Annotated in this window: 26 protein-coding genes; all 26 read right to left on the bottom strand. The window is 68.6% G+C overall.

The genetic code is table 11. The features are described 5' to 3' along the window. Positions 1-4 precede the first annotated feature (4 nt). Positions 5-811, bottom strand: coding sequence for a flagellar motor switch protein FliM (locus ASC87_RS20290; RefSeq protein WP_056666433.1), 807 nt, complete (start codon positions 809-811; stop codon positions 5-7). Continuing rightward, positions 808-1,986, bottom strand: a complete 1,179-nt coding sequence (flgF, locus tag ASC87_RS20295) for a flagellar basal-body rod protein FlgF (RefSeq protein WP_056666436.1) — start codon at positions 1,984-1,986, stop codon at positions 808-810. Before flgF ends, ASC87_RS20290 begins: the two co-directional genes overlap by 4 nt. 28 nt (positions 1,987-2,014) lie before the next feature. Further along, complete coding sequence (locus ASC87_RS20300; RefSeq protein WP_056666440.1) at positions 2,015-2,419, bottom strand: flagellar hook assembly protein FlgD; 405 nt, start codon at positions 2,417-2,419, stop codon at positions 2,015-2,017. A 1-nt stretch (position 2,420) separates the two neighbouring features. Further along, a complete protein-coding gene (locus ASC87_RS20305) occupies positions 2,421-3,170 on the bottom strand; it encodes a hypothetical protein (protein WP_056666443.1) in 750 nt (249 codons plus the stop codon). Beyond that, positions 3,167-3,649 carry a hypothetical protein gene (locus tag ASC87_RS20310; protein WP_056666446.1) on the bottom strand — a complete coding sequence of 161 codons (483 nt, stop codon included), beginning with the start codon at positions 3,647-3,649 and terminating at the stop codon, positions 3,167-3,169. Before ASC87_RS20310 ends, ASC87_RS20305 begins: the two co-directional genes overlap by 4 nt. After that, positions 3,646-4,956 carry a FliI/YscN family ATPase gene (locus ASC87_RS20315; RefSeq protein ID WP_056666449.1) on the bottom strand — a complete coding sequence of 437 codons (1,311 nt, stop codon included), beginning with the start codon at positions 4,954-4,956 and terminating at the stop codon, positions 3,646-3,648. Before ASC87_RS20315 ends, ASC87_RS20310 begins: the two co-directional genes overlap by 4 nt. A 5-nt stretch (positions 4,957-4,961) precedes the next feature. Continuing rightward, positions 4,962-5,723 (bottom strand): FliH/SctL family protein, encoded by a 762-nt coding sequence (locus ASC87_RS20320; protein ID WP_056666453.1) that lies wholly within the window; start codon positions 5,721-5,723, stop codon positions 4,962-4,964. Continuing rightward, the gene (locus ASC87_RS20325) at positions 5,720-6,325 is read right to left on the bottom strand and encodes a hypothetical protein (protein ID WP_056666455.1); all 606 of its coding nucleotides are present in this window, start codon (positions 6,323-6,325) and stop codon (positions 5,720-5,722) included. Before ASC87_RS20325 ends, ASC87_RS20320 begins: the two co-directional genes overlap by 4 nt. Beyond that, on the bottom strand, positions 6,322-7,764 hold the full coding sequence (fliF, locus tag ASC87_RS20330; RefSeq protein ID WP_056666458.1) for a flagellar basal-body MS-ring/collar protein FliF: 1,443 nt from the start codon (positions 7,762-7,764) through the stop codon (positions 6,322-6,324). Before fliF ends, ASC87_RS20325 begins: the two co-directional genes overlap by 4 nt. Positions 7,765-7,819: 55 nt before the next feature. Beyond that, positions 7,820-8,137, bottom strand: coding sequence for a flagellar hook-basal body complex protein FliE (gene fliE / locus ASC87_RS20335; protein ID WP_235582229.1), 318 nt, complete (start codon positions 8,135-8,137; stop codon positions 7,820-7,822). Continuing rightward, a complete protein-coding gene (flgC, locus tag ASC87_RS20340; RefSeq protein ID WP_056666462.1) occupies positions 8,134-8,577 on the bottom strand; it encodes a flagellar basal body rod protein FlgC in 444 nt (147 codons plus the stop codon). The genes fliE and flgC overlap by 4 nt, the downstream gene beginning before the upstream one ends. 20 nt (positions 8,578-8,597) lie before the next feature. Further along, positions 8,598-8,972: a flagellar basal body protein gene (locus ASC87_RS20345; protein ID WP_056666465.1), complete on the bottom strand. Its 375-nt coding sequence runs from the start codon at positions 8,970-8,972 to the stop codon at positions 8,598-8,600. A 28-nt stretch (positions 8,973-9,000) separates the two neighbouring features. After that, positions 9,001-10,149 (bottom strand): flagellar basal body P-ring protein FlgI, encoded by a 1,149-nt coding sequence (locus tag ASC87_RS20350; RefSeq protein ID WP_056666468.1) that lies wholly within the window; start codon positions 10,147-10,149, stop codon positions 9,001-9,003. Then, positions 10,149-10,724, bottom strand: coding sequence for a flagellar basal body L-ring protein FlgH (locus tag ASC87_RS20355; protein ID WP_056666471.1), 576 nt, complete (start codon positions 10,722-10,724; stop codon positions 10,149-10,151). The genes ASC87_RS20350 and ASC87_RS20355 overlap by 1 nt, the downstream gene beginning before the upstream one ends. Then, on the bottom strand, positions 10,721-11,695 hold the full coding sequence (flgA, locus tag ASC87_RS20360) for a flagellar basal body P-ring formation chaperone FlgA (RefSeq protein ID WP_056666474.1): 975 nt from the start codon (positions 11,693-11,695) through the stop codon (positions 10,721-10,723). The genes ASC87_RS20355 and flgA overlap by 4 nt, the downstream gene beginning before the upstream one ends. Beyond that, a complete protein-coding gene (flgG, locus tag ASC87_RS20365) occupies positions 11,695-12,486 on the bottom strand; it encodes a flagellar basal-body rod protein FlgG (RefSeq protein ID WP_056666477.1) in 792 nt (263 codons plus the stop codon). Before flgG ends, flgA begins: the two co-directional genes overlap by 1 nt. 35 nt (positions 12,487-12,521) lie before the next feature. Beyond that, a complete protein-coding gene (locus tag ASC87_RS20370) occupies positions 12,522-13,277 on the bottom strand; it encodes a flagellar hook-basal body protein (RefSeq protein ID WP_056666480.1) in 756 nt (251 codons plus the stop codon). Between the two features lie 25 nt (positions 13,278-13,302). Beyond that, on the bottom strand, positions 13,303-15,351 hold the full coding sequence (gene flhA, locus ASC87_RS20375; protein WP_056666484.1) for a flagellar biosynthesis protein FlhA: 2,049 nt from the start codon (positions 15,349-15,351) through the stop codon (positions 13,303-13,305). Then, complete coding sequence (locus ASC87_RS20380) at positions 15,348-16,427, bottom strand: flagellar biosynthesis protein FlhB (RefSeq protein ID WP_056666487.1); 1,080 nt, start codon at positions 16,425-16,427, stop codon at positions 15,348-15,350. The genes flhA and ASC87_RS20380 overlap by 4 nt, the downstream gene beginning before the upstream one ends. Next, positions 16,427-17,209 (bottom strand): flagellar biosynthetic protein FliR, encoded by a 783-nt coding sequence (locus tag ASC87_RS20385; RefSeq protein ID WP_082568798.1) that lies wholly within the window; start codon positions 17,207-17,209, stop codon positions 16,427-16,429. The genes ASC87_RS20380 and ASC87_RS20385 overlap by 1 nt, the downstream gene beginning before the upstream one ends. 7 nt (positions 17,210-17,216) lie before the next feature. Further along, complete coding sequence (locus ASC87_RS20390; RefSeq protein WP_056666538.1) at positions 17,217-17,483, bottom strand: flagellar biosynthetic protein FliQ; 267 nt, start codon at positions 17,481-17,483, stop codon at positions 17,217-17,219. A gap of 119 nt (positions 17,484-17,602) precedes the next feature. Further along, a complete protein-coding gene (locus tag ASC87_RS20395) occupies positions 17,603-20,272 on the bottom strand; it encodes a catalase (protein WP_082568799.1) in 2,670 nt (889 codons plus the stop codon). 37 nt (positions 20,273-20,309) lie between these two features. Further along, positions 20,310-20,525: a hypothetical protein gene (locus ASC87_RS20400; protein ID WP_056666490.1), complete on the bottom strand. Its 216-nt coding sequence runs from the start codon at positions 20,523-20,525 to the stop codon at positions 20,310-20,312. Further along, positions 20,522-21,058: a hemerythrin domain-containing protein gene (locus ASC87_RS20405; protein ID WP_056666493.1), complete on the bottom strand. Its 537-nt coding sequence runs from the start codon at positions 21,056-21,058 to the stop codon at positions 20,522-20,524. The genes ASC87_RS20400 and ASC87_RS20405 overlap by 4 nt, the downstream gene beginning before the upstream one ends. A 142-nt stretch (positions 21,059-21,200) precedes the next feature. Beyond that, entirely contained in the window at positions 21,201-22,343 is a 1,143-nt protein-coding gene (locus ASC87_RS20410; protein WP_056666496.1) for a putative zinc-binding metallopeptidase, read from the bottom strand. A 127-nt stretch (positions 22,344-22,470) separates the two neighbouring features. Beyond that, entirely contained in the window at positions 22,471-22,599 is a 129-nt protein-coding gene (locus ASC87_RS33525) for a hypothetical protein (protein WP_255359063.1), read from the bottom strand. Position 22,600 lies beyond the last annotated feature (1 nt).

A 22,600-nucleotide genomic window follows, 5' to 3' on the forward strand; every position in this document is an offset into this window, starting at 1 on the left:
GATGTCAGTTGCCGTGCGACCGCACGACTTCGATGGCGCGCCGGCCGTTGCGGGCGCCGAGGTGACCGGCGCACGCCACGGGCGCCTGCGCGTCGGCAGGCCGCAGCGTCAACGGTGCATCCAGCCGGTGCGACAAGGTCAGCACGTCACCGACCCGCAGCGACTGCAGCGTGCCGAGGTCGAGCTCGGTGGTACCGAGTTCGACGCGCAGGGTGACGGGCTGGTGCGCCATGGCGCCCAGCACCGACGCGGTGATGGGCGCCATCTGACCCTGCCACGGCCGCCGTGAGTCGCGCAGCATCGGGGCCACGCTGTCGGCCGTGAGGTGCAGCCACAGGCTCGGTGCCTCGCCGCGCCCCCAGGCAAGCCGCACCCGCACACTGCCCGACCAGGCGGCCGAACGCGGCCGCCCGAACGACGGCAATTCAGCCGATGGCGCACGGCCCAGCAGGCTCGCCAGCTCGTCCGAGAACTCGCGCCAGGCGCGGCCAGCCACCTCGGTGCCGACGGGGCCGGCATTGCCGTGCGCGAACATCAAGCCCGCGATCACGCCCGCGGGCGTGTCCTGGGCGGCGGCCACCCAGGCCCATGGCGTGGCGGCACAGGCGTCGGCCTGCCACGGCTGCCACTCGGCGGACGCGTTGGCGGGCGCTTCGTGCGCGTTGAAACTTTCCACCGGTTCGGCCGGCAGGTCCCAGCGCGCCGCCCAGGCCCGCCACACGGGTTCGATGCGGCGCGACAGGGTGTCGAGTGCCGGCGCAGACCACCACCGGAGCGGTGTGTGCTGCTCAGGGAGCGGGATGTCGTTCATTTGCTTTTCATCGAGAACAGTTCCTGCAGCATCTCGTTCGCGGTGGAAACGATCTGCGAGGACGCCTGGTAGCCGCGCTGCATGATGACCAGGTCGCTGAACTGCTGGGACAAGTCCACGTTCGACAACTCGATCACGCCGGAGCTGATGGTGCCGAAGGCCAGGCCGTCGGCCACGCCGGTGTGCCACGCGGTTTCGTCGGTCGACTTGAACTGGTTGTCGCCCACGGCCTCCACCGCATCGGGCGTGTCGAACCGCGCCAGGGCGATGCGCTGGCCCTTGACGGACTGCTGGTTCGTGTACGCGAGCACCAGCGTGCCGGTGCTGTCGAAGGTGGCGCTGCTCAACGCGCCGAGCTTGTAGCCGTCCTGGCGGGTCACCGCGAGCGTGGAGATGTCACCCGACGCAAACGAACGCACCTCGCCGCTGAAGTCGAATTCGAGGGGCATGGCAGCCTGCCCGGCCGGCTTGTACTCGATCTTCAGCTTTGAGGTGGCAGCGGTCGGTTTTCCGTCGGCGAACTCCAACGTGCCGGAGCCCACCGTCGTGGTGCCATCGAGCACCTTCACGGCCCATTTCTGGTCGGTGCGGGTCAACGACAGGCTCAGCGTGTGCTCGCCGCCGAGCGCATCGATCGCCACGATGTTGCTGACCGTCTGGGCATTCGCGGTGGTGCTGGGCAGGTTGCCCTGGAAGGCGATCGACGTGGTCGCCTTCGCGGCGTTGATGCGCTGCGTGTTCAGGTCGATCCGGGTGAAGTTGCCGGTGCCGTCGGCCGACATCACTTCGCTGTTGTCCGCGCGGTTCACGAGCACCCCGTCGCCGTTGAACTCGAACTGCCCGGCGCGCGTGTAGTGCAGTTCACCTTCGGCGTTGCGCAGCACGAAGAGTCCCTGGCCGTCGACGGCCAGGTCCAGGTCGTTGCCGGTCTGGCGCAGTTCACCTTGCTTGAAGTTCAGCGAGGTCGAGTAGGTGGTGAGCCCGTAGCCCAGCTGGTCGCGCCCGAACGCCTCGCTGCCGGACCCATCGCTGTTCGCGTAGAACATGTCGGCAAACTGCAGCGACGCCCCCTTGAACCCCGGGGTGTTGAGGTTGGCGGTGTTGTTCGCGATGACACGCAGGCCGTGGGAGTAGCCCATCAGGCCGCTCATTCCAACGTAGATCGACTCGAGCATGTGATTCTCCTGGAGGATGCGCGCGCGCTCAGCGCACCGCGGTGACTTGGCTGAGCCCGATGTTGCTCAACGTGGCCCCTGCGGTGGTGCGCACCGACAGCGATGGCGAGCTGCCTGCGAGCGACAGGGTGGCGACCGTGCCGGTGACGTTGCCGCTTTCGGTGGTGATGTCGACCGTGCGGCCGATGAGCCCCACCGACTGCAGCGCCGCCTGAGTCGACAGCAACGCGTCGAGCTTGCCATTGAGCTGCTGCGTCTGCTCGAGCGATGTGAACTGCGCCATCTGTGCCATGAACTCCTGGTTGTCCATGGGCTTCAGGGGATCCTGGAAGGTCAGCTGCGTGAGCAGGATCTTCAGGAAGTCCTCCATGCCGAGGCCGTTGGCCTGGAGGTTCGCGCCCGTGGTGCCGCCGACGGCGCCGATGCTGTCCATGTCAGAACTCCCTTGTGGTTTCAGTGATGTGAATGACGGCGTCCGCATCGGGACGCCTCGAATCGAAGAATGCGGTGTCCGTGGGCCACGGTTCACCGTTGCAGGTGAGGCTCGCCACCCGGATCCCCTGCCCGGCCAGCCAGCGGGTCACCATCCCGGCCACACGAGGCAGGTGGTCGGCATGGGCCGCGTCGACGCCCACCCAGACCCGGGCGACACCGTCGTCCCATTGCACATGCACCCGCACCGGTTCGGCGACGTCGGCGAGCTGCAGCAGTACGGCGGGCGCCTCGGTGGGCGCCGGGCCGGTGATCAGGTTGGGTGCCGAGGGACGAACATTCAATGGCGCAGGCACGGGTGCGGCGGCGGGCCCGCCGATCGCGAACGGGCGGGATGCCGTCGCGGCAGCGAATTCCGCAGTACCCGCCAGCGCGCGTCCCTGATGCCCGGCACTGTCGACGGCGACCTGCCCGGCCTCTTGCGCCGGCGCCCACGTGAACACCGGGTGAGGTGGTGCCACGGTGCGTGCGATGGAGGGGTTCGCTGGCGCCTGCGCCGGACGGCCGTCACCACGCGCCCGGGCGTCCGGGCCGGGAGGGGGCGCCGTTTGCTTCTTGAACCACGTCTCGGTCTGCGCCCGCTCCATCTCGCGCTGCCATGCCAGGCGTGCCGGATCGGCCGGGGCGCGAGCGGTGGTGGGCGAACGGGCCGGATCGGCCTGGCCTGCCTGCGCAGCGGGATCAATGCTCATCGCACTTCCTCCGGCCCCATGGTGTGGCGGTGCCACGCGGCGCGCGCCAGCCAGTCCTGGTCGGCAACCACGGCCTGCTGGCGGGCGCGCTCGGCCACGTGTTCCTGCAGGCGTTCCTCGCTGTCACGTTCGATTGCGTCGACCTTGAGCTGGGCAGCATGGCACTTTGCTTGCCACTCGCCGTGTTCGGTCCTGGTTTCGGTTTCGGTCTTCACCAGGGCGGCAATTCGCTTCTGCGCGTCGGCCAGGTAGGCCAGCCGGCGGTGTGCCAGCGCAGGGTCGAACCCCGTGGCCGACGTGGGGCGCGCGGCGCGGGCCGCGGCGTCGAGTTGCGCCTGCGCGGCAAGCCGGTCCTTGCCCGACGCGGCGAGGCGGGCAGCGCAGTCTGCCAGGTCGCGCTGCAGGGCGTCGAGTTGCCACTGCGCCTGCAGGCGCAACGGTTCGAGGGGGTAGACGTAGCCCCGGCGGTCCGCACTCATGCCGCCCCCTTGAGCAGGCCGGCCAACTGCTGCACGGCCAGGTGACGCGCGACGCCGCCAGATGACTGTTTCAGGAATGCGAGCAGCTGAGGCTCGAGGTCGATGGCACGGTCGAGCGCGGCATTGGTGCCGCGCACGTAGGCACCGATGTCGACGAGCTGCCGGTTCCGGTCGAGCAAGGCGAGGTATTCGACGGCCTTTACTGCCAGGGCCTGTTCCTCCCCGGTGGCCAGGTCCGGCATCAGGCGGCTCACGCTCTTGAGCGCGTCGATGGCCGGGTACTGGCCCTGGTTGGCGAGCTGCCGGGACAGCACGATGTGCCCGTCCAGCGTGGCACGCAGGCAATCGGTGACGGGTTCGTTGAGGTCGTCCCCTTCGACCAGCACCGTCAGCAGTGCGGTGATGGCGCCCCCCTGCCCCGACGTGCCGCAGCGTTCGCAGAGTTCGGGCAGTTCGGCGAACACCGACGGCGTGTACCCGCGGGCCGTCGGAGGCTCGCCGGCCGACAGCCCCACCTCGCGGCGTGCCATCGCAAACCGGGCGATCGAGTCCATGGTCAGCATGACCTGCTTCCCTTCATCACGGAAAGCCTCGGCAATGGTCACCGCCGCATAGGCCGCCCGCAGGCGCGCCAGCGCCGGCTGGTCGGACGTGGCCACGACCACGACGGACCGCGCCAGCCCTTCCTCGCCCAATTGCTTGTCGATGAACTCCCGCACCTCGCGCCCGCGCTCGCCGATCAATGCGATCACGTTCACGTCGGCCCGCACGTGGCGCGCCACCATGCCGAGCAAGGTGCTCTTGCCCACGCCACTGCCCGCGAAGATGCCCACGCGCTGTCCCTGTCCCAGCGTCAGCAGCGCGTCGATGGTGCGAACCCCGGTCTCCATGACCTTCTCGATGCGCGGGCGGTGCATCGGGTTCAACGGCTTGCCCTTGACGAGCCGCCGCTCGGTAGTGGCCGGATCGGGCCGGCCGTCGAGCGCCCGGCCGAATCCGTCGATCACGCGGCCCAGCAGTGCCGGCCCCACGCCGATGCTGGCCAGTTCGCCACTGGCCGTCACCTCGCACCCGGGGGCCAGGCCCTGCGACGAACCGTAGGGCATCAGCGTGACCTGTCCGGCGCGCATGCCCACCACCTCGGCCTGCAGCGGCTCGGCCTGGCCCCGCACGGCGATGGAACACACTTCGCCCAGCACGGCATCGGGCCCCCGGGCCTCGATGACGAGGCCGGACAACTGCTGGACGACCCCGGTGCGAACCGTGAGGTCGGCCGTGGCCGTGGCGGCGGTGAGGGTGCGCAGCATCGGTGTCAGCCCTCCAGGCCCCGGGCTCGTGCGGCGGTCACCCAGACTTCGCGGAGCCTGGTGAGCTGGCGGTCGAGCCGGGCATCCAGCGTGCCGTGCTCGGTGTCGAGCAGGCAACCGCCCACCTCCACGGTCGCATCGGCCACCCATTGCACGGCCGGGTGCCCCTGCACCAACGCGTCGCCTTCCAGCCCGGCCAGGTCGCCCGGATGCAGCCGCACCCGCAACAAGGTGCCACCGCGCAGTTGGCCCATGGCCTGCTGCACGAGCGCGGCCACGGCGTCGCGGTTGGCGTGCGCCTGCCCCATCAGTCGGCACACCGCGGCAAATGCGAGTTCGATGGCCGCCGGCTCCAAGGCATCCAGGCGCTGCGTCCAGGCAACGGCCAGGCCGTCCAGGGTCTGCTGGAGCTGGTTCATCTTCGCGTCATGCTCGGCATGCAGCCGGGCCTGCAATGCATCCGTCTGGGCCTGCAGCTTCTGGGTCGCGGCACGCACGGCCTCGTCCAGGCGACGCTGGGCCTCGCCGAGGCCCTCCCGCAGCCCCGTCTCGCGGGCGGCCTGCAGTTCGTCGGCGAGCGATTTCGTGCGCACGTCTTCCTTGGGCGGCGACGGCATCGTCACCGGCCTGGCGATGGCCTGCTGGCCAACCACCGGCCGAAGCGGCTGCGCCTTGGGTTCCGCAGCTGGACGGTGCCGTGGCAGTGACCGCGATTGCGCCGTCACGGCCATGTCGCGCAACACCGCGGGTTTGGATCGATCACTCATCGCAGGACCTTCCAGAATTCGCGCGCGCGCTCGCGCCACGTGTGCGGGGCACGCGGGGCCACCGGGTGGCCCGATCCATTGACGCTGCCGCGCTCGGCGTGCGAGCAGAGCACATCGAGCAGCGCCAGGTCGAGCGCGTTCCACGCCACGGGGACGGGCGCCGACAACATGTGTTCCTGAATGCGCCGCCGACGGGTGGGCCCGAGGTGGTCGAGCACGGCCTCTCGCCACGGCCACGGCGCCAGGCGCAGCACGCGGGCCACCAGCACGTCCGATTCGGTCTGCAACGCGGCGCCGATGGACCGCGGCGGCAACTGCCCGAGGCGCTGCACGAGGCGGTCACCTTCGGTCGATGGCAGCCGCAGGGGTGGCGCCCCGGTGGTCACCGGTGCGAGCACCTCGTCCAGCAAGCGGGGATCGGCGGGAACGCCGAGTTCGGCCAGTTCGGCCAGCAGCTGTTCGGCCTCCGTCCGCTGCGATGCGGGCAACTGCTGCAGCAGCCAGCCACGGTCGGCCGCGGGCATGGTGTGCAGCAGCAAGGCCGCCTGCCGGGCGCTGGCCGGCATCGCGAACGCGCCGACGGCGCCCTCGAACCCGCTCATCCTTCGCTCCGTTCAGCCGAAAGCCACTGGCGCACCTGCACGAGCGCGGCCTGGCGCTCCGCCTCGGTCATGGGCGGGCGCGCGGCCGCCTGGCGGCCGCGCGACAGCGCCCACGCCAGCAGCACCAGCACCACGACCCCCACCAACACGCCCAGCGCAGTCACGACCGGCGGAAGGGGCGACGTGCCACCCGGCGCCTCTTCCGCCACAGCCTGCCGCCCCTCTGGCAAGGTCGATGGACCAGGCCCCATCGCGAGGGCCTCCGGTTCCTGGCGGTTGAGGCCATGCAGGCCGTTGAGCGGCTGCACGACCACCACGTCGCCACGCTCGAGGGACGCCCCGACGGCCGCCGCGACGAGGGCCTTGGTCTGCTCGATCTGCCCGGCATCCAGCGGCACCTTGATGACGGCGAGGACCTGGAGGCGGCGCACCGAACCGGGTTGCGACACCACCTGCTCGACACGCCGGCCCACCTGGTAGTCGGTCTCGCGCTGCGAGCTGCCATTGTTGGCACGCGCGCCGTCATTGGACGCGGTTTGCAGGGCGTCTCCCTTGAAGGTCTCCCGCTCGCGAACGATCACGCCGGTCACCGCTTCACCGGGTTTGACGGGTGGTGCCACGACGTCTTCGGTGGTGGTGCGAACCTGGTTCATGTCGAGCACGACGTCCACGCTCGCCAGTGCCCGGCCCGGCCCGAATGCGCGGTCCAGCACGTGCGCTGCCTTGGCGGCAAGGTGCTGCTCGATGTCGCGCTTCAGTTCGAGCTGCGGACCCACCTCGGCCTGGCCGTCACCGGCCGGCGCCGCCACCCGGGTCAACGCGACGCCGGTCTGGTCGACGACGGTGACGTCCTGCGGGCTCACACCAGCCACCGAGGCCGACACGAGCCGCTGGATGCCTTTCACCTGCTCCGGGCGCAGCGACTGGCCGTGCTTGAGGGCCACCGTGATGGCGGCCTTCGCCTTGCCCTGCTCCCGCTTGAAGAGGCCCTCTTCCGGGAATGCAAGGTGAACCCGCACCGACTCGACTTCGGCCAGGGACATGATGGTGCGCGTGATCTCGCCCTGCAGTGCCCGCTGGTAATTCACCTTCTGCGCGAACTCGGTCATGCCGAAGTCGGTGTTGTTGAAGAGTTCGAACCCCACCGCACCGTGCAGCGGGATGTCCTTGCTCATCAGCTTGAGCCGGGTCTGGTGCAGCGTGGCCTTGTCCACCAGGATGGACGTGCCGTCGGCGCCCAGCGCGTAGGGCAGTTTCATGCGGTCCAGTTCGGCCGTCATGGCCGCCGCATCCTGTGCGGACAGGTTGCCGAACAGCACGTCGCGTTCGGTGCGAAGCAGCCACACCGCGATCGCCACCGTGGCCGCCACGATCAGCACGATCCCCGCGACCAGGCTCACCCTGGCGGCCAGGCTCAGGCCTTGCCAAAACGTTTTCAACTCTCGCTCCCCATTCGATTCAAGACGGTCCCCATCACCAGCACGGCCGGTGCGATCACACCTGCATCCGCATCATTTCCTGGTACGACTCGAGCAGCCGGTTGCGCACCTGCAGCATCAGCTGGAAGGACATGCGGCTTTCCTCCATGCGCAGCATCACCTGGTGCAGGTTGTCGACATTGCCGGTGGCCAGCGACTGCAGGTCCGCCTGGGTGACGTTCAACTGCGCGCTGACCTGCTGCAACCCGTTCGACACGAGGTTCCCGAACGACGTGGGGGCCGCTCCGCCAACGCCCGCCACGCCAGCGGGCATCGCCGCCTCCAGCGAAGGCAGCTGGATCGCCGCCACCGGCGCGATGAAAGCGGCGGTCACGAGGCACCTCCGATTTCCAGCGCCTTGACGGCCATCGCACGGGCGGTGTTCATGGCCACCACGTTGGCCTCGTAGGCGCGCGAAGCGCTCAACATCGTCATCATCTCCGTGGCCGGATCCACGCCGGGATAGGAGACATAGCCACGCGCGTCCGCCTGCGGGTGGCCCGGATCGAGCACGGCGCGAACCGCCCTGCCGCTGGGCTCGACGAGGCTGGTCGGGCCAGCCAGCCCCTGGCCGACGAGTGACGAGAACCCGTTGCCGTCCATCGACTGCACGCCGAGCGCCGACTGGGCTGTCACCCGCAGCGGCTGGAAGCCCTTGCCGTCGGCCGACAGGACGGTGTTCGCGTTGGCGATGTTGAGCGCGGCCACCTCGACGCGCAGGCGTTCGACGTCCATGCCCGTGGCACTGATGGCAAAGGATTGGGAGTAGTTCATGGCAGGTCTTATCGGTTGGCTCAGCGTTTGCCTTCAGTGACGGCACTGGCAAGAATGCCGAGATGGCGGCTCAATCCGCGCACCAGGGCCTGGTAGTGCAGGCTGTTCTCGGCCATGGCGGCCACTTCCGTATCGACGTGGACGTCGCGCGGCTGGCCAGCGGGGTTCAGGTCGGGTTCGATGCGCACCTGCAGTTCGGGTGCGAGGGCGCGCGCCGCACCCTGCGCCGCACGCAGGTTGTCGGCCAGGTGCGCCTCGAAGCTGGCCCGCCGGGGCACGAAGCCCACCGTGCCTGCGTTGGCGATGTTCGTGGCGATGACCTGCTGGCGCACCGTCGCCGCATCGAGTGCGAGCGACAGCGAGGCGGTCGTGATGGCTTCCACGCCTGGGTTCATGATGGGAGTTCCTCTGGGAATGGGGAGATCACTGGACCACGAGGTCCGCGTGCAGGGCCCCCGCGGCCTTGACGGCGCGCAGGATAGAGATGATGTCGCGCGTGCTGGTGCGCATGCGGGCGAGCGATTGGACGAGGTCGGCCACGGTGTTGTTCGCCATGACGAAGCCGGTGCCGCTGCCTTCGGTCACCTCCAGGCGGCTATTGGTCACCACGGCCGTGCGCACGCCGGCCGACGGCCGGCTGAGCAGCGAGGGCTGCGACACGGTGGTTTCCGCATCGATGGACACTCGCAGCTCGCCGTGGGCCACGGCCACCTTGGAGATGCGCACGTCACCACCGGCCACCACGGTGCCGGTGCGTTCGTTGATGACCACGCGCGCACGCCGATCGGGTTCGACCATCACGTTCTCGAGGCGCGACAGGAACGCCACCGGGTGCCCCCGTTGCCCATCGGGAATGCGCACGTCGATGCCGGAGGCGTCGCGCGCTTCGGCGAGGTTGCCTCCCAGCTGGGCGTTGATGGCCGCCGCGACGCGGTTCGCGGTGGTGTAGTCGGCATCGTGCAGCACGAACGTGACGTTCTGCTGGTCGTCGTGCGTTGCCGTTCGCAAGCCGACCTCCACCGTGGCGCCGCCAGGCACCGCCCCCACCGTCGGGTGGTTTTTCTGGACCACGTTGCCGTTGGCGTCGTAGCGGTAGCCGCCCACGGACAGCGGCCCCTGTGCCAGCGCGTAGATGCGCCCGTTGGCCGCCTTCAGCGGCGTGAGCAGCAAGGTGCCGCCCACGAGGCTGCGGGCGTCGCCGGCCGACGTCACCCCGATGTCGAGCGTGTCGCCTTCGCGTGCGAACACCGGCAGCGCCGCCGTGACCATGACCACGGCCACGTTGCGGCTCTGGATCTGGTCTGCCGACACCGACAGGTTGAACTGCGAGAGCACGTTCGCCATGGCTTGGCGGGTGGTGCGGTTGGTGGGTGAGTCGCCGGTGCCGGCCAGGCCGGTGACGATGCCGTAGCCGATCAACGCGTTGTCGCGCCACCCCTGGATCTTGCCCAGGTCCTTGACGCGGATGGCGTCACTCGACCGCCCACCCGCCGGCGTGGCGGCCGCGCACGGCACCACCAAGGCCGCAGCCAGCAGGAGAACGCCCGTGAGTTGTTGCAGGAAGGTGCGCATCACAGCCCCACGAAATCCAGCGCCTTGCGCCACCAGGCAGGCTTCTGCCGTTCGGCAAGCTCACCTTCACCAACGTAGGTGATCTTCGCGTCGGCCAGCCGGGACGAGACCACGACGTTGTTCTCGGCGATGTCCTGCGGCCGCACACGCCCCTCGACATTGATGCGTTGCTGCTCGTCGTTGATGAGCAGCAACTGCTCGCCGGCCACCTGGAGGTCGCCGTTGGGCAGCACTTCCTTGACCGTCACGGTGAGCTGGGCGAGCAGCTTGCCGGAACGCGTGGTGCGCCCCCCGCCGTCGAACTCACCACCGGCCCCGATCCCCACGGACACCGTGGGTACGTGCGCCCGGGTCAGATCCGCACTCAGCTCGTTCTTTCGCCGCGTGCCGGTGTCCGCGTTCGCCGTGGCAGCGGAGTTCTCGAGGACCTGCACGGTCAGCGCATCACCGACGCGGTAGGCGCGTGTGTCGCTGGCCAACGCGCGGTAGGACTTCTCGTCATACAGGCTCTGAGACACCGCCGATGCAGCGAAACCCGCCAACAGCAAGGCGGCAAGGATCCGTCGATTCTTCATGGTTTCAACTCCACTTGGTTCAGTCCGATCACCCACGCCGACACGGGCGCAGACGCGGATGGCACACGCACCAGCACCTGCTGGCCGGGTTGACCGTCCTGCAAGGCTTCGGCCGTTGTTTCGAGCGTGATCGCACCGGAGCGGCTGAGCAGGCGCACCCGCTGGCCCCGGCTCACCCGCGGCTCTGGTTCGACGTGCGCCGAGGTCAGCACCTGGCCCGCCAGCAATGGCCGGCGAAGGCGCAGCCCGGACGTGGACTGGTCGGCCGCCAGCGGCGCCGAGGACAGGCCGGCCAGCTCGGTCTCCTGCAGCACCAGGGCATCGCCGTCGATGCGTTGCTGGGCGCGAACGTCGCGCCGGGCCACCCAGGCCGGGCCGATCCACCGGACCCGCAGGGTGACCGGAACCGATCGGGCAAAAACACCGTCGGCCCAGATGTCCACCGGCAACTGCATGCGGCGCTCCACCGGCTGGCCTTCGGCCATGGCGTGAGCTTTGAGTTCAATGCGGCCCGGGGGCACCGCCCACGCCGCGGTGCCGCACACTGGCGAGACCTGGGCCGTGCCCCTCGACGTGCCCAGCCAGTCGGTCAACGCCGATTGCGCGGCACGGCACACTTCGTCTGCCGGCACCCACTGGCTTGCGCGTTCCACGCGCACGGCCGCGGCCCCGGTCCACTCGTACACACCCGTCCGTCCATCCGCCCGCTGCAGCCACCGCTCGATCTGGGCCCGCTCGAGCCGGAGCACCTCCCCGACGCGGGGCCCGCTGCCGAGGTTCAGTGCCGCCGCGGCCTGCACCTGCTCGCGGTCGTCGCCAACCACCCGCGCCACGTCGCCCAGGCGCACGTGCGTGGCGTTCACAGCCACCTGCGGCAAAAGTTCAAGGCGCACCGGCGCCGCCCACGCGAGCGCGGGCAGCGCCAGCCAGGCCAGCGCTGCTGCCAGCCGCGAAACCGGGGAGGCTGTCATCAGCGCCTGAGGCTGTTGACCATGCCCAGCATCTCGTCCGATGCCTGCACGACCTTCACGCTCGCCTCGTACGCCCGCTGGGCCACCATCAGGTTGACCATCTCGTCGACCAGCTTGACGTTCGAGCCTTCGAGGTACCCCTGCCGCACCGTGCCCATGGCGTCCTCGCCCGCCCGGCCGGCGATGGGGTCGCCCGAGATGGCGGTGGGCCGGTATTCGTTGTCGCCCCGCGACTGCAGGCCTGCGGTGTTCGTGAACCGCACCAGGTCGAGTTGGCCCAGTTCGACGGCTGTGGTCTGGTCGGGCATGCGCACCAGCACCTTGCCGTCCTGGCTCACGGTCAGAGACTGTGCCGTCTCGGGAATGGCGATGGCCGGCTTCAACGGGTGCCCGGCCTGCGTGGAGAGGAGGCCGTCCGGGCCCACCTTGAACGACCCGCCACGCGTGAAGGCCGACGTCCCGTCCGGCAACGTGACCTCGAAGAAGCCCTCCCCCGAAATGGCGAGGTCGTAGGCTGAATCGGTCTTCTTGATGTCACCCGTCTCGAACACCTTGGTGATGCCCACGACGCCAACACCCACCCCGGCACGCGACACGTCGTCCGCGCCGGCCAGCGAAGGCACGTCACCCGACGACACACGGCTGGCCTCGCGCGCGATCAGGTCGACGAAGCTGACCCGTGCGCGCTTGTAGCCCACGGTGTTCACGTTGGCCAGGTTGTTGGCGACGGCGTCGACGTTCATCTGCTGGGCGTGCATGCCCGTGGCACCGATGTAGAGGGAATCGAACATGGAGATCCTTGCGAAATGCGGGAATGCGTGGGTGATCAGGCGTCGCCGAGCTTGCGGATGGCCGAGCCCACGAGGTCGTCGTAGCCCTGCACGATGCGTTGCATGGATTCGAAACGCCGCATGGTCTGCATCAGCTCGACCATCTCCCGCGCCTGCTGGACGTTCGAGTTCTCGAGGAAGCCCTGGCGAACGTCGATGTCGGCTTCAGACACCAGTGACGGACTCCTGCCCTCGGCGAACAAGCCGCCATCGAGAGGTGTGAGCGCCTGGCCGGGCTCGAAGGCCACGACCTTCAGGCGGTCGACCACCCGGCCGTTGTCGGTGACATTGCCTTTCGCGTCGATGGTGACACCACTGCCACTCACGACGATGTCGCCGGCCTGGCCTTGCACCGGCAGGCCCTGCATGGTGACGAGCCGCCCGCGGGCGTCCAGCTGGAATTCACCCTGGCGGGTGTAGGCAAGGCCCTCCGGCATCTGCACTTCGAGGTAACCGTCGCCAGCGAGCGCCACATCGAGGCTGCGGCCCGTGGCCCGCAGGGTGCCCGAGCGCATGTCGCGCACCAGTTCGAAGGGCTGCGCGGTTTGTGCGGTGGCGCCACCTTCCGGCGACGCGGCCACGCCCATCATCGCCTGCGCGAACGACGGCACGATGGCGTGTTCGGCGCGGCTGACCAGCAGTTGCCGCTTGTAGCCGGGGGTGGTGACGTTGGCCAGGTTCGTGCCCACCTGTTCGAGGCGGGCCACGTCCTGCTGCATCGACCGCAGCGCAATGGCGAGTACTTCTTGCATCTTGGTTCCTGGATGAAGGCCGCGGTCAGGCACCGACCACGGCATAGGATTTCAGTTCGATCGTCTGCGGCACCTCGGTCATCGACAGGATGCGCAGGTGCGGCAGCACCCGTTCCGAGAGCGCGCGCAGGTGGCGGCGCAGGTCCGGCGAACACAGCAGCACGGGCAGGAGGTTGTGTTTCATCATGCGTTCGGCGTTCGACACGAGGCGGCCCATGAACTGCTCGGCCAGCCTGGGGTCGATCACGAGGGGCTGTCCGGCGTCGGCCTGCCGGAGCGTGTGCATGAACTGGCTCTCCATGGCCGGGTCGAGTGTCATCACCTGCAGCGCCGTGGCGTCGCCCAGCAACCCCTGGCAGATGGCGTGTCCGAGGCGATGCCGCACGCGCTCCGTCAGGTAGCCGATGTCCTTGCTCGCCCGCCCTGCGTCGGCCAGTGTTTCCAGGATGGCCTCGATGTGGCGGATGCTCACCTTCTCCCGCAACAGGTTCTGCAGGACCCGCTGCACGTCCGTCACGGACAACACGGTGGGGATGAGCTCTTCCACCAGGCTCGGCTGGGATTGCCGCACCCGCGCCAGCAGGCGTTCCACCTCGGAGCGCGTGAGCAATGTCGCCGACTCGCGGCGAAGCACTTCCGTCAGGTGGGTCATCAGCACCGTCTGGGCGTCGACGAGCGTGTACCGGGCCGCCACGGCCTCCTCGCGGCGGGTAGCGTCGATCCACAGCGCGGGAAGGCCGTAGGTCGGGTCCCGGGTGACTTCACCCTGCACGGCGGTCACGTCGCCGGTGGGGTGGATGGCCAGCAACCGGTCGGCACGGGCTTCGCCGCGGCCGGCGATGACCCCGTCGATGTGGATCTCGTACCGCTCGGCGCCCAGGCGCGCCAGGTCCTTGAAGCGCACCCGAGGCAACACGAGGCCGAACTCCTGGGCATGCTGCTTGCGGAACGCCGCGATGCGCTCCATGAAGAGCCCGTCGGCCTGCGTGACCAGCGCGCTCCACTTGGCGCCCACCTGCACCTCGATCGGTTCGACCGGCAAGGCCGCATACGGATCGTCCCCCACCTTCTCGGCAGCCCCTTCGGCGTCAGCTTGCGGCTCGGCAGCGGCCTTGTTCGCCGCGATGCGCCGGACAAACCACCACACCCCCAGCACCACGACCAACAAGGTCAGCGTGGGCAAAGCAGGAATGCCCGGCAGCAGCAGGAGCCCGCCCAGCGCCGCTGCAACGAGGAGCAGCGTCTTCGGAAACGAGGTGATCTGGCGCAGCACCTCCTGGCTGAGGTTGCCGTCCGACGCGGAGCGGGTCACGATGATGCCGGTGCCAACCGCGATGACCAGGGCCGGCACCTGCGTCACGATGCCGTCGCCGATGGTCAGCAGCGTGTAGGTCTGCAGGGCCTGGCCCCACGGCAAGCCCAACTGCATCACCCCGATCACGATGCCGCCGATGATGTTGATCAGCATGATGATGATGCCGGCGATCGCATCACCCTTCACGAACTTGCTGGCACCGTCCATGGCGCCGTAGAAGCCCGCTTCCTTCTCCAGGTTCTTGCGGCGACGCTGGGCCTCCACCTGGTCGATGAACCCCATGTTGAGGTCGGCATCGATGCTCATCTGCTGGCCCGGCATGCTGTCCAGCGTGAACCGGGCAGCGACTTCGGACACCCGCTGGGCCCCGCTCGTCACCACGACGTACTGCACGACGATCAGGATCAGGAAGACGATCAGCCCGATCACGTAGTTGCCGCCCACCACGTAGGACCCGATGGCCCCGATCACCTTGCCGGCGCTGGCCTCGGACAGGATCAGGCGGGTGGCCGCGACGTTCAGGGACAACCGGAACAGCGTTGCGATCAGCAGCAGTGAAGGAAAGGTGGAGAACTCGACCGGCCGCGCCATGTAGAACGTCAGCAGCAGGATCAGGAAGGCGAAGCTGAAGTTCGCGAGCAGCAGGAAATCGAGCACACCCGCCGGAATGGGGGCGAACAGGATCACCAGGATGCCCAGCACCATCGCCACCATGGCGATGTCGCTGTGTTTGCCGACGATGCGTTGCAACGCGTTCATGCGCGCGCCCCCGCTGCACGCTTCTCGCGCATGGCAAGGATCCAGACCATCAAGCGGGCCAGGTCGGCATAGAGGTGGTGGGGCACTTGCTGGTCGATCTCCATCCCGTGGTAAATGGCACGCGCAATCGTTCGGTTCTGGACCACGGGAATCTGCTTTCTGGCGGCAATCTGCCGCATGGCGGCGGCCATGCCGCCCGCACCCTTGGCCAACAGCAAGGGGGCTTCCATCTCACCGTGGCGGTAGCGAAGGGCCACGGCCAGGTGCGTCGGGTTCGTGATCAGCACGTCGGCAGAGCCGGTCTTGCGCAACGCCAGGCTGCGCTTGAGCATCTCCCGGCGCAGGCTGCGAAGGCGGGCACGAATGCGGGGATCCCCCTCGCGATGCTTCACCTCGTCCTTGAGCTCCCGCTTGCTCATGCGCATCTTCTTCGCGAACTCGCGGCGGCTGAACGCAAAATCCAGTGCGGCGATCACGCCCAGCGCCAGCGCCAGCTTCAGGCAGAGCGACGCCACATCGTCGACCAGCAACCGCGTGTACGCGAGCGGCGGCCGTCCCGCCAGCTGGTGGAACTGCGGCAGCAGCGACTTCAGCGCGGCGTACACCACCAGCGACAACACCACCAGCTTCACGCAGGCGCGGAATGCGTCGAACAGCGTTCGCATGGACATGACCCGCTTGAACCCCGCCGCCGGATTGATGCGCTGCCAGTCGGGGATCAGCGGGTGGCCCGTGAACACGGCGCCCGTCTGCAACACGTTGCCGAGCACCGCAGCCAGCATGATGGTTGCCAGCACGGGCACGAGCAGCATGAACGTGGCGCGCACCCCATGCTCGACCAGCTGCCAGAGGATCTCGGGCTGCGCGCCGGCCCGGGCCAACTGGCGGAACAGCGTGCCGTCGAAGCGGAACTGCTCGCTGATGACGTCCCAGCCGCGGGCATAGAAATAGACGACGGCCGCGGCGAACACCAGCGCCGAGACGACGTCGGCGCTCTTGGAGACCTGGCCCTTCTTGCGCGCTTGCTCGAGCTTGTACGGTGTGGCCGCATCGTTGCGGTCGAGATCCTGTTCCATTACCGAAACACCGCCTCCCAGGTCTTGAAGATCGACCCGTTGACCCGCTCGACAACACCCGTCAGCGCCATGAACGAGACCGACAGCGCGGCCACACCCACGACCACCTTCACGGGAATGGCCAGGATGAAGGTGTTCATCTGCGGCAGGTTGCGCGCGAGCACGCCGAGCCCGACCTCGACCAGGAACAGGCAGAACACCACCGGAGCGACCATCGCGAAGCCGAGCGAAAACATCGAGGAGGCTTGATGCATCAGCGGCAAGGCCGCCTGCTGCAGCAGCCACGGCGACCCTGGCGGGATGGCTTCCACGCTGAGGGCCAGCCCGCGCAACACGTTGTGGTGCGCGTCGGTCACGAAAAACAAGACCATGGCCAGTTGGTTGAAGGCGCTGGTGATCACCGGCACTTGTTGCCGGGACACGGGATCGAACACCTGGCCAATGCCGAAACCCGTCTGCACATCGAGCAGACGGCCGCCGATCGAAAACGCCGCGAAGGCCAGGTTCACCCCGAGGGCCAGCGTGGCACCCAAGGCCACCTCGCAGAGGCCGGCAAACAGCAGCTTCCCCAGGGATCCCTCAAAGGGCAGCGACGGAACCCCGGGCAGCGCCGATGCCAACACCACGGCGAACGCGATGCCAAACAACAGACGGACGGTCGGAGGCACCGCCACCGACGACAGCGGTGCAGCGGCAAGCAACAAGCCTGCAACACGGAGACTCAGCAGGCACGTGCTTGCCAACCAGCCCTGCAGGGCTGGGTACAACTCGGGGGGAGCCATGCTGCACTCAGAACATGGCCGGAATGCCGGACCAGAGTCGCGTGGAGAAGGCGGCGAGTGTGCGGAGGATCCAGGGGCCGAAGACGATCAAACTGATGGCAGCGGTCACGAGCTTCGGCACGAACGTCAATGACATTTCCTGCACTTGCGTGACAACCTGCAGCACGCTGATCAGCACTCCCACCAGCATGGTCAGTCCCAGCACCGGGAGGCACACGATGAGCCCGGTCCAGAACAATTCCGCAAGCATTCGCAACGCAAGATCTGCGTGCATCGACATTCCCCCCTCAAGGACATTAGGTCCGTTTCGCGGACGCATGGCGGGAATTGTAGGGCTTGCCGTTACACCTGACACATCGGGCCGCGACAAATCTGAACCCGCGGGCAGGTATGTCACGGTTTGATGGCACCGCTTCCCGCAAACTGCGCACAGGTGCACGAATGGGACCTGCTGATCGTCGCCCCCACCGTGGCCGACGTGCGGCGCGCCAGTGCGATCGTGGCGGACCGCTGGAGTTGCGCGTGCGCGCGTTCGCCGCGCATGGCGACCCGTTCCCTCACGCCGCGGTCACCGTGGCGGGGGCGGGGGACGGCGAGCCCCAGGCGCGGCGGATCCACCTCGCGGCGGAAGTCACGGTGTGCACCGAGTGCGGCCACGAACGCGGCGACCGCCCCGCCCTTGCCCGCCGTGGCACCGGTGAACTGCGCCGGGTCGCGTGAACCATCGGGCAACGTGGCCGGGACACCGGCTGCCGCGAACAATGCGGACGCATCGCCGAGTGCGAGGATCGGTTTGCAGTGGCGGTACTGGTCCTTGAGGAATTCCACGGCCTGGCCGGCTGCGGCGAGCGCGGCGACGGCGTCACCGGCCGGCACCACCACGCCGTCCCACAGCACCGACGGCGCCGCCTCGAGCGACACCTCCACGTGGACGACCTCCCCGCCCGCGGCATCGACACGGCCCAGGCGCCCCCCCACGTAACGCGGCACCGCGCCCGCGGCCACGAGGGTGTCGTGGGCCAGCACGAGGCTCGTGGCATCGACCCCTGGCGCCACGAGCAGCGCGACCTTGCGCCCCGCGGGTTTGCCGGCACCCGGCCGGCTGAGCAACGACAGGCCCGGCGACACGGCCACCTCCGATTCGGGCACGGCATCGAGCGCCAGCGGCTGCGCCGGCGGCACCGGGATGCCGAGGCCCGACGCCACCCCTGCGGCCAGCGTGCCGTCGATGTGGGCCAGCACCGAGATCACCCGTTCACGCACGGCCTCTGTCTGCACGCGGGTCAGCTCGAAGCGGAAGGCCGCGATGATGTGGTTCTGCTCCGGTGCCGCCTGGCTGCGCCAGAACAACTTCGCCTGGGAGTAGTGATCGGCGAACCGCTCGGGTTTGCCGCGCACCTTGTCCTCGGCCACCGGCTCGGGAAACGAGACGAAGCCCACCTTCCCGGCCTGGAACGGGCAGCCCCCACCGAGGGAGTTCGGTTCGTAGGCCACGCGCCCACGGGCAATGGCCTGCCGGTGCATGCCGTCGCGCTGGTTGTTGTGCACCGGGGTGATCGGCGCGTTGATGGGAATCTCGTGGAAGTTGGGGCCACCGAGGCGGCTCAGCTGCGTGTCCACGTACGAGTGGATGCGGCCTTGCAGCAGCGGGTCGTTCGAGAAGTCGATGCCGGGGATCACGTGGGCCGCGCAGAACGCCACCTGTTCGGTCTCGGCGAAGAAGTTGTCGGGGTTGCGGTTCAGCACGAGCTTGCCCACGGGGCGGATGGGCACCAGTTCCTCAGGCACGAGTTTGGTAGGGTCGAGCACGTCGAACGTGAAACCGTCCGCCTGCACGTCGCTGAACACCTGCACGCCCAGTTCCCACTCGGGGTAGTCGCCGGCCTCGATGGCCTCCCACAGGTCGCGCCGGTGGAAGTCCGGGTCGGCGCCGGTGATCTTCGCGGCCTCGTCCCACACGAGCGAGTGGGTGCCGGCCACCGGAGTCCAGTGGAACTTGACGAACACCGCTTCGCCCTGGTCGTTGACGAGGCGGAAGGTGTGCACACCGAACCCCTGCATCGTGCGGTAGCTGCGCGGGATGGCGCGGTCGGACATCACCCACAACAGCATGTGCGCCGACTCGGGCATCAGCGACACGAAGTCCCAGAACGTGTCGTGCGCGCTCGACGCCTGCGGCATGGCGTGGTGCGGCTCGGGCTTGAGCGCATGCACGAGGTCGGGGAACTTCATCGCGTCCTGGATGAAAAACACCGGGATGTTGTTGCCCACCAGGTCCCAGTTGCCTTGTTCGGTGTAGAACTTGACCGCGAAGCCGCGCACGTCGCGCACCGTGTCGGCCGACCCGCGTTCACCGGCCACGGTGGAGAAGCGCACGAACACGGGAGTCTGCTTGCCAGCCTGCGCGAACGGCGCGGCCTTCGTGAACTCGGTCAGTGGCTCGGTGCACTGGAACACGCCGTGCGCGGCCGATCCACGCGCGTGGACGATGCGTTCCGGAATGCGTTCGTGGTCGAAGTGCGTGATCTTCTCGCGCAGCACGAAGTCTTCCAGCAGCGTCGGCCCGCGCAGCCCGGCCTTCAGCGAGTTCTGGTTGTCGGAGACCGCCACGCCCTGGTTGGTGGTGAGCACCCGGCCGCCCGAATCGACCCGCACCCGTTGCATCGGGTCGTTGTTGGGGTTCGTTCCCGGCCGTGCCGGGCCACCGAGCTTGGCGGAGTTGTTGTCCTCGGTCACGGTGCTGGCCGTGTCCAGCGCGTCGCGCGGTGTCACCGGCAGGCCGGCCTGGGGAGAGTGGCCATTGGCCAGGCCGTGTTCGAGCCGCTTCAGCGGGTTGGACGGAATGGCCGCGGCCAATGCCTGGGTGCCGGCCACCTTGCCGCCGAGCCGCTGCTGCGGTTCGGTGGGGAGCGTGGCCGCACCATCGCAGTCCACGAGCGCGGTGGAAGGCCCCGAGACGCTCGCAAGCACCGATCCGACGGCTTGCAGGGGCTGCGACGTGTCGGGGGCGTACGCCGTGGCCGGCGGCACGTGAGTGGGTTTGGCGGGCTTCTTGGTGGGCATGGACACGTTCTCCGTAGAGGTTGGGAACGATGACAGGTCAGGGGCTTGAACCCGACTCGGGAGGCTGGAAGACCTTGGCGGCCGCGGCGTCCGGCTCAAGCGCGCGCCAGTCGGGGTACTTGCCGAGGCTCGACACGATGTGGCGCACCTCGCGCTCGTCGAGGCGAGGGTCCTGCAGCAGGATGCGTGCGGCCACGCGCGCCACCCAGTCGCTGTCACTGTCGACTGGCGGCGCGGGTGGCGACGGGATCACACCGAGGTCTCGAGACCGGTGGCCGCCATCAATTCTTCCTTGCGGGCGGCCAGTTCCTCGCCCACCGCGGCGGTGTCGAGGCCGGCCTTCTTCACTTCCTTGAAGAGTTCGTTCTGCTCTTCCTGGACGTGGTGGTCGATGTACTCGCCGAGCACCTTGATCTTCGCGTCGAAGTGGTCGTCGCTCGGGTCGGAGGCCTGGATCTGCTCGATCAGGTCCTTGGCGCTGGCGTGTTCGATGTCGGCTTCGTCCACCAGGTCCTGCTCATCGAGCACCTCGCGCGCGGCCGGGTAGAAGATCTCTTCCTCGATCTGCGCGTGGACGGTCACCATCTGGCAGATGGTGTGCGCGATCTCCTGCTTCTCGTCGTCGCTCGCCTCGGCCTTCACGAGCTTGTCGTACTGCTTGAACAGGGCCTTGACCGCGGCGTGGTCGGCCGTCAGCAGCTTGATGGCATCGTTCGCGGCCGCCCCCTTCGATGCATGGGACGGCGCCTTGGCGGACTTCGGGGGGGACTTCTTGGCTGCGGTCATGGCGGCTCCTTGGTAGTGGGAGGGAGTGACGTGGAGCAGACATGATCCGATCGCACCGGCGCAAACCGCGTAGGGAGGTGGCATCAATCCGTGTCGGACAAGTGGCCTATCGGCCCACGAGCGCCCGGACGCGGCGGTGGCATCACGCGTCGTGCAGCGACGGCGCGTCGTGCAGGCATTCGGCCTCCGCCGCTTCCTGCGGTGGGGGCAGGAAGTTTGCCGGCACCGTCCCGCTCACGCCGGCCATCACCACACGGTGCAGGAAGTCGAGCTTGCGGACCACCGGCTCCGGCATCACGAACGGGTAGTTGTCCTGGTTGCCGAGGCTGCGCGCCATCGCGTTGGCGAACTGCGAGACCGGCAGCCACTGTTCGATCAGCACATGGGCCATGTCCACCTCGCCGCGGGGCACGGGATGGGCCTGCACCGAGGGTCCGCCCGGCACCGCCTGGTCGAGGCGCAGCCCCCAGGCGGACGCGGTTTCCAGTCCGGCCTGGATGTGCATGTAGTGCGCCCAGCACTCGGCCCAGTCCTCCCAGGGGTGCGAACTGGCGTAGGCACTGACGAATTGCTGCTGCCAATCCGGGCGCGGCGCAGCGTAGTGGGACGCCAGGGCACCTGCGTAGTCCTGCCGCTCATCGCCGAACAGTTCGCGGAACGGTTCGAGCCACTCGGTGCCGGCGACCAGGCGGTCCCAGTAGTAGTGGCCGATCTCGTGGCGAAAGTGCCCGAGCAGCGTGCGGTACGGCTCGTGCAGGTGGGTGCGCGTCTGCTCTCGGTGGGCGTCGTCGGCCTCCGCGATGTTGAGCGTGATGACGCCGCTGTCGTGGCCGGTCATCACCCACGCCGCGGGTTCGAACTGCTCGAGGAACTGGAACGACACGCCATGTTCGGGATCCTCCGCCCGGCTGGGCACCGGCAGGCCGAGCGACAGCAGGTTGTAGAAGAGGCGGCGCTTGGCCTGCTCGATGCGGGTCCAGTACGCCAGGTTCTCGGGTTTGCCGAGCCCGGGCAAGACCTGCGTGGTGCGGCACGACACACACAGGGGGTTGGGGTCGTGCGCCGCCACCATCCAGTTGCACACGCCGGCCGTCACGTAGTTCGCACAGGGCCGCCAGCCAGCCGCGTCACCATGGACCCGCAGCCAGGCCCCATCGGGCTGCACGTTGAACGCCGCCATGTGGAGTTCGCCGGGCTCGAATCCGAGCGCCGCCCCGCAGGCCTCGCACAGCACGTTCTCGAAGAAAACCCGCACACCGCATTGTTCGCAGCACAGGTTCTTCAAGGGTGCCTCCGTGGCTTGGGCTGTCGAAGCATGAGGTCCTCCTGGTGAAACCTCCAGCTTAGGTGAACCCCCCGGGGCAGCGCACCTCCTGCGGTGCCCGAACCGGCGTAGGCCATCAGGCCATCGGTCACTTCGTCAGGTAGTCCGGCGCCTTGCCGTCCTGCGGCTTGACGGCCATGAACCGCGCGGCCAGGCGCGACTGCAGCGTGACCGGCAGCGGCGCGAACCCGGTGCCCCGCGTCAGGTCGTCGCCCACC

Origin of the sequence: Rhizobacter sp. Root1221, assembly GCF_001425785.1 — a bacterium.
Classification (GTDB): Bacteria; Pseudomonadota; Gammaproteobacteria; order Burkholderiales; family Burkholderiaceae_C; genus Rhizobacter.

What these genes read in the sequence shown, in the direction of transcription:
- ASC87_RS20355 (WP_056666471.1), bottom strand. Translation starts at nt 10,724, where the DNA reads ATGAAGAATCGACGGATCCTTGCCGCCTTGCTGTTGGCGGGTTTCGCT.
- ASC87_RS20300 (WP_056666440.1), bottom strand. Translation starts at nt 2,419, where the DNA reads ATGGACAGCATCGGCGCCGTCGGCGGCACCACGGGCGCGAACCTCCAG.
- ASC87_RS20315 (WP_056666449.1), bottom strand. Translation starts at nt 4,956, where the DNA reads ATGCTGCGCACCCTCACCGCCGCCACGGCCACGGCCGACCTCACGGTT.
- ASC87_RS20405 (WP_056666493.1), bottom strand. Translation starts at nt 21,058, where the DNA reads ATGACCGCAGCCAAGAAGTCCCCCCCGAAGTCCGCCAAGGCGCCGTCC.
- flgC (WP_056666462.1), bottom strand. Translation starts at nt 8,577, where the DNA reads ATGAACTACTCCCAATCCTTTGCCATCAGTGCCACGGGCATGGACGTC.
- ASC87_RS20345 (WP_056666465.1), bottom strand. Translation starts at nt 8,972, where the DNA reads ATGAACCCAGGCGTGGAAGCCATCACGACCGCCTCGCTGTCGCTCGCA.
- ASC87_RS20325 (WP_056666455.1), bottom strand. Translation starts at nt 6,325, where the DNA reads ATGAGCGGGTTCGAGGGCGCCGTCGGCGCGTTCGCGATGCCGGCCAGC.
- ASC87_RS20305 (WP_056666443.1), bottom strand. Translation starts at nt 3,170, where the DNA reads ATGAGCATTGATCCCGCTGCGCAGGCAGGCCAGGCCGATCCGGCCCGT.
- ASC87_RS20395 (WP_082568799.1), bottom strand. Translation starts at nt 20,272, where the DNA reads ATGCCCACCAAGAAGCCCGCCAAACCCACTCACGTGCCGCCGGCCACG.
- ASC87_RS20380 (WP_056666487.1), bottom strand. Translation starts at nt 16,427, where the DNA reads ATGGAACAGGATCTCGACCGCAACGATGCGGCCACACCGTACAAGCTC.
- ASC87_RS20390 (WP_056666538.1), bottom strand. Translation starts at nt 17,483, where the DNA reads ATGCACGCAGATCTTGCGTTGCGAATGCTTGCGGAATTGTTCTGGACC.
- flgG (WP_056666477.1), bottom strand. Translation starts at nt 12,486, where the DNA reads ATGTTCGATTCCCTCTACATCGGTGCCACGGGCATGCACGCCCAGCAG.
- ASC87_RS20350 (WP_056666468.1), bottom strand. Translation starts at nt 10,149, where the DNA reads ATGCGCACCTTCCTGCAACAACTCACGGGCGTTCTCCTGCTGGCTGCG.
- ASC87_RS20290 (WP_056666433.1), bottom strand. Translation starts at nt 811, where the DNA reads ATGAACGACATCCCGCTCCCTGAGCAGCACACACCGCTCCGGTGGTGG.
- ASC87_RS20310 (WP_056666446.1), bottom strand. Translation starts at nt 3,649, where the DNA reads ATGAGTGCGGACCGCCGGGGCTACGTCTACCCCCTCGAACCGTTGCGC.
- ASC87_RS20385 (WP_082568798.1), bottom strand. Translation starts at nt 17,209, where the DNA reads ATGGCTCCCCCCGAGTTGTACCCAGCCCTGCAGGGCTGGTTGGCAAGC.
- flgF (WP_056666436.1), bottom strand. Translation starts at nt 1,986, where the DNA reads ATGCTCGAGTCGATCTACGTTGGAATGAGCGGCCTGATGGGCTACTCC.
- flhA (WP_056666484.1), bottom strand. Translation starts at nt 15,351, where the DNA reads ATGAACGCGTTGCAACGCATCGTCGGCAAACACAGCGACATCGCCATG.
- flgA (WP_056666474.1), bottom strand. Translation starts at nt 11,695, where the DNA reads ATGACAGCCTCCCCGGTTTCGCGGCTGGCAGCAGCGCTGGCCTGGCTG.
- ASC87_RS20370 (WP_056666480.1), bottom strand. Translation starts at nt 13,277, where the DNA reads ATGCAAGAAGTACTCGCCATTGCGCTGCGGTCGATGCAGCAGGACGTG.
- ASC87_RS20320 (WP_056666453.1), bottom strand. Translation starts at nt 5,723, where the DNA reads ATGAGTGATCGATCCAAACCCGCGGTGTTGCGCGACATGGCCGTGACG.